The 4,681-nt window shown below is 65.9% G+C and carries 5 protein-coding genes; 3 read left to right on the forward strand and 2 right to left on the reverse strand.

The annotated features are described in order from the left end of the window. Window positions 1-67 precede the first annotated feature (67 nt). Genes nadA through ABWP09_RS13580 form a run of 3 tightly spaced genes read left to right on the forward strand, consistent with a single transcriptional unit; the run spans window position 68 to window position 2,653 of the window. Window positions 68-1,078 (forward strand): quinolinate synthase NadA, encoded by a 1,011-nt coding sequence (nadA, locus tag ABWP09_RS13570; protein ID WP_353205657.1) that lies wholly within the window; start codon window positions 68-70, stop codon window positions 1,076-1,078. 4 nt (window positions 1,079-1,082) lie between these two features. Next, on the forward strand, window positions 1,083-1,928 hold the full coding sequence (nadC, locus tag ABWP09_RS13575; RefSeq protein ID WP_353205658.1) for a carboxylating nicotinate-nucleotide diphosphorylase: 846 nt from the start codon (window positions 1,083-1,085) through the stop codon (window positions 1,926-1,928). 11 nt (window positions 1,929-1,939) lie between these two features. Next, on the forward strand, window positions 1,940-2,653 hold the full coding sequence (locus ABWP09_RS13580; protein WP_502959802.1) for a ribonuclease T2 family protein: 714 nt from the start codon (window positions 1,940-1,942) through the stop codon (window positions 2,651-2,653). A gap of 3 nt (window positions 2,654-2,656) precedes the next feature. On the opposite strand, the gene ABWP09_RS13585 is transcribed toward ABWP09_RS13580, so the two are convergent. Beyond that, window positions 2,657-3,070, reverse strand: a complete 414-nt coding sequence (locus ABWP09_RS13585; protein ID WP_353205660.1) for a DUF4112 domain-containing protein — start codon at window positions 3,068-3,070, stop codon at window positions 2,657-2,659. A gap of 27 nt (window positions 3,071-3,097) precedes the next feature. Next, a complete protein-coding gene (locus ABWP09_RS13590) occupies window positions 3,098-4,576 on the reverse strand; it encodes an ABC transporter substrate-binding protein (protein WP_353205661.1) in 1,479 nt (492 codons plus the stop codon). Between the last annotated feature and the right edge of the window lie 105 nt (window positions 4,577-4,681).

The following is a 4,681-nucleotide window of genomic DNA, read 5'->3' on the forward strand; positions in this document are numbered from 1 at the left end:
CCCGCCGCACCCTTGATTGCGGACAGCGCCGCGTCCATGTGCCATCGGCAAGCGCGGGAGCAGCAAAATGGACGCACGTGGTGGTATTGGTGGGAGCTTGACCGGGCTCGACCTGCGCGCCGAGATCGATCGGCTGCGCAAGGACCGCAACGCCGTGATCCTCGCGCATTATTATCAGAAGCCCGAAATCCAGGATCTGGCCGATTTTGTCGGCGACAGCCTCGATCTGTCGAAAAAGGCCGCGGCGACCGATGCCGATGTCATTGCGTTCTGCGGCGTGCGTTTCATGGCGGAGACCGCCAAGATCCTGTCGCCCGACAAGATCGTCGTGCTGCCCGACATGGACGCCGGGTGCAGCCTGGAAGATAGCTGTCCGCCCGACAAATTCGCCGCGTTCCGCGCGGCACACCCAGACCATATTGCACTAACCTACATCAATTGTTCGACCGAGGTGAAGGCATTGTCCGACATCATCGTCACCTCGTCCTCGGCCGAGAAGATCCTCAGCCAGATCCCGCTCGACCAGCCGATCATCTTTGGCCCGGACAAGAACCTCGGCGGCTATCTGGTGCGCAAGACCGGGCGCGAGATGCTGTTGTGGCCGGGCGTGTGCATCGTGCACGAGGCGTTTAGCGAAACCGAATTGCTCAAGCTGCAATTGCAATATCCGGGCGCGCCGATCGCCGCGCATCCCGAATGCCCGCCCTACATCCTCGATCATGCCGATTATGTCGGATCGACCAGCGGTATCCTCGCTTATGCCGATCAGATGCCCGGCGACACGCTGATCGTCGCGACCGAGCCGCACATCATCCACCAGATGCAGAAAGCCGCGCCGCTCAAGAATTTCATCGGCGCGCCGGGGGCGGACGGCAATTGCAACTGCAACATCTGTCCGTACATGGCGCTCAATACGCTGGAGAAACTCTACGTCGCGCTGCGCGATTTGACGCCGCGGATCGAGATCGAAGAGGGCCTGCGCCTGCAAGCGAAGAAGAGCCTCGACGCGATGCTCGCGATGGCGAGCGGGACGGTGGGGATGGGCGATTTAGGGCCGGTGCGGGTTACGGGGGATTGAGGCGGTGACCTTCGTGCTCGACCGTTTCGACCTCCCCGCTTTCATCGCCTCCACCCTCGCCGAAGACCTCGGCCCTGGCGGAGACATCACCTCGGCCGCCGTCATTCCGGCGGAGGCGCGCTTCACGGGAACGATGGACAGCCGCGATGCGATCGTCGTTGCGGGACTTCCGATCGCCGAGGCGTTTTTTCGCGCGCTCGATCCCGATGTGGTGATCGAACGGCTGGTCGAGGATGGGCAGAGCGTACCCGCCGGAACCGATTTGCTGCGGCTCCACGGCCTCGCCCGCGCGATGCTGACCGCCGAACGCGCGGCGCTCAATACCGTGCAGCATCTCTCCGGCATCGCGACGATGACCCGCGCCTATGTCGATGCGATCGCCGGGACCGGCGCGACCTTGCTCGATACGCGCAAGACCATCCCCGGTCTTCGCGCGCTTGAGAAATATGCGACGCGGATGGGTGGCGCGACCAACCATCGCATGGGGTTGTGGGACGCCGCGATGATCAAGGACAATCATGTCGCCGTGGCGGGCGGCGTCGGCCCGGCGGTCGCGCGCGCGGTGGCGGCGGGGATCGCGCGGATCATCGTCGAGGTCGATTCGCTCGACCAGATCGAGCCGGGATTGGCGGCGGGGGCGACGCATCTGCTGCTCGACAATATGGACCCGGCGACGCTGCGCGCGGCGGTGGGGATCGTCGCCGGGCGCGTGCCGACCGAGGCATCGGGCGGGGTGCGCCTCGACACGATCCGTGCGATTGCCGAGACGGGTGTGACCTTTGTCAGCGTCGGACGCTTGACGCAGTCGGCCCCGGCGGCCGATATCGGACTGGATTTCGCGGCAATTTGAGGGGCTAAGCGATGCGGACGATGTTGGGGATCGGGTTTGCGGCGTTGATCGCGCTGCCGGGCGTGGCGGCGGCGCAAAGCTATCAATGCACGGTGCCGTCGACTGTCCCGCGCCCGCGCCCCGATCTTGCGTCTGCCAGCCAGCCGCAGCGGGTGCGGCCGATCAGCGGCTATACGCTCGCGCTGACCTGGGCCGCGCAATATTGCCACAGCAACGCGCGCGACGCATCGGCGCGGTTCGAGTGCCAGAGCGGCAACCGTTTCGGCTTCACGCTGCACGGCCTGTGGCCCGACGGGATCGGCAAGGAATGGCCGCAATATTGCACCACGACGACGCTACTGCCGCCCGCGGTGATCAAGCGGAACCTGTGTGCGACCCCGTCGGTGCAATTGCTCCAGCACGAATGGGCCAAGCACGGCACGTGTATGCAGACCACGCCGGCTGATTATTTCGCGCGCTCGACCGGCCTGTACGGCAAGCTGCGCTACCCCGACATGGATGCTTTGTCGCGCAAGCCGCTCAATGCCGGTCAGTTCGCCGATGCTTTCGCGGCAGCCAATCCCGGCGTCCCCGCCAATGCCGTGCGCGTCACGGCCAACCGCAAGGGCTGGCTCGATGAGCTGTGGCTCTGCCTCGACAAGAGCTTCGCGTACACACGCTGTGAAGCCAATTCGGGTGGATTGGCCGCCAACGCGAGCCTCAAGATCTGGCGCGGTCGCCGCTGACGTTCAGCGCCCCTCGATCACCGCCGTCGCGGGATGATGCTTGTCGAGGTGGCGCTTGATGATTCGCAAATTGCGCGTGTTCGAGCGGAAGAAGAAATCGGGGATCGCACCGACGAACGGGATCAGGCCTAGTACGAAATCCACGCCGACATTGCCGAACATCCGCGCCATCTGCGTCTTCGACATGCCGAGATTGCGCGCTTCCCACACCATCCACGCGCCCATCGCAGCGCCGATCGCGTCGCCGCCGACCGGGATCAGATCGAGGATCACGTCGAGCCCGACCCGGCGATTGATGACCGGGATCACGAACAGACCCTCGAGCAAATGCTCCATCGCCTCGATCCGCTTGCGCACCGCCGCCGGATTACGCCCGGTGTAAGCGGTGGCGAAGTCGCCAAAGGGCGGGGGGCTCATGCGGGTGGTCTTGTCTGCCATGTCACCTCAATTGGGGTCGTTCCGGAGGTGATTCAACGGGTGCCAAGCGCGCGAGTTCCCGGTCCAGGCGCGCAACCTGATGCTGACCAGCGACCAGCGCAGCGGGCGCGCGAGCGGAATGAAGGCGACATCGCTCGCCAGCGCCGCATCCGCTGCGGCGATTTGCTGCGCGCGCAGGCGTGGCGAATCGGCATCGCGTGCGGCGTCGATCGCGGTTTGCGCTGCCTCGCTGCAGGGTTGGCAGGCCGTCGCGACGTACCAACGGCCGCTGTCATAGGGTGCAACCGCATCGATCAGGCGGAGATCGGCCGGCGCATCGATCGCAACGCGCTCGGGCGTGATGCCGAGCGCGAGGAGCGCCACTCCGACATAGCCATAAAGCAGATTTGCCCCCGGACCTTGCGGCAAGGCGATGCGGAGGCGGAGTTCGCCCGGATGCGACGCTTGCGAGCGGGCAATACGGGCGCGCGGCGTAGGATCGTCCGCCGCTGGCTCCGCCGCCCATGCCGGAGTCACCGGCGGCGCGCCCGAATCGAGCTGTTCGGGGAGCAGCTGCACGGCAGGTTCCCAATCCGGTGAAATCGCCGCCGCGAACGCTGCGCGATCAATTATGCGCGCGATCGCGGCGCGATTTGCGGCGTCAGCGAGCACGCCGCTGCGATTGACCACCGCCAGCCCGAATAGACCCGCCGCCGGATCGAAACGGCGATTGAGCGGCGCGATTTGCGTCATCATCACCAGCGGCCAATCGGCAAAGGTGCCCCCCGTCACCAAATTCGCCTCACGCCGGTCGAACCGGGTGATCGCGCGCGCCGCGCGCTCGCCGATCAAGCGGATATTGGCGGCGGGTGATGGCTCGACCACGTCGTCGTCGGGGCTGCGCGCCGGATCGAACGCCGGTCGGAGTAAGACGGTGCGGCGACGCTGCGACACGATTCGATACGGTCCGCTGCCGCCCGGCGGGGCGACGCGCAGGATCGCCAATTCGGGCTGCGCGAACAATTTGAGCAGATCGGGTCGCGGACGCTTCAACCGGATTTCGATCACCTCCGGCGTCATCTCGACGATCTCGTCGATCGCGCTCAGATACGGTCGGAGCGCGTTGCGCGATCCGGCAGCGAGCTGGCGGCGCAGCACCGTGACGACCTCGGCGGCGGTGACGGGCTTGCCGTCGCTCCACTCGGCGTCACGCAACCGGAAAATATAGCTGGTGCCATTGTCGATCACGCTCCACCGCTCGGCGATTCCCGGTTCGATCTGGCCGGTGGAATCAAAGCGCACCAGGCCTTGCGCCGTCATGTCGAGCATCAGCCGCGCCGGCGTGTCGAGCCGCCCCCGCGCCGGGTCGGCGAGTGCGGGCGCATCGCCTATCGCGCTGACGACGATCGGGCCGTCATCGGGACGCGCAGTACAGGCCGCGAGTGTAAACGTCGCGGAAACCATAAGCGCGGACAGGAAGGTTGATCGGAAGCGCGTCATCGCCATACCCTGCCACCCGGGGTCGCGTTGCGCTACCGTGAAGCGCAGCGGCGCTGGTGCGGACGGCGGGACTCGAACCCGCACACCCAATGGGCGAGGGATTTTAAGTCC

Origin of the sequence: Sphingomonas sp., from assembly GCF_040398505.1 — a bacterium.
In the GTDB taxonomy this organism is placed as follows: Bacteria; Pseudomonadota; Alphaproteobacteria; order Sphingomonadales; family Sphingomonadaceae; genus Sphingomonas.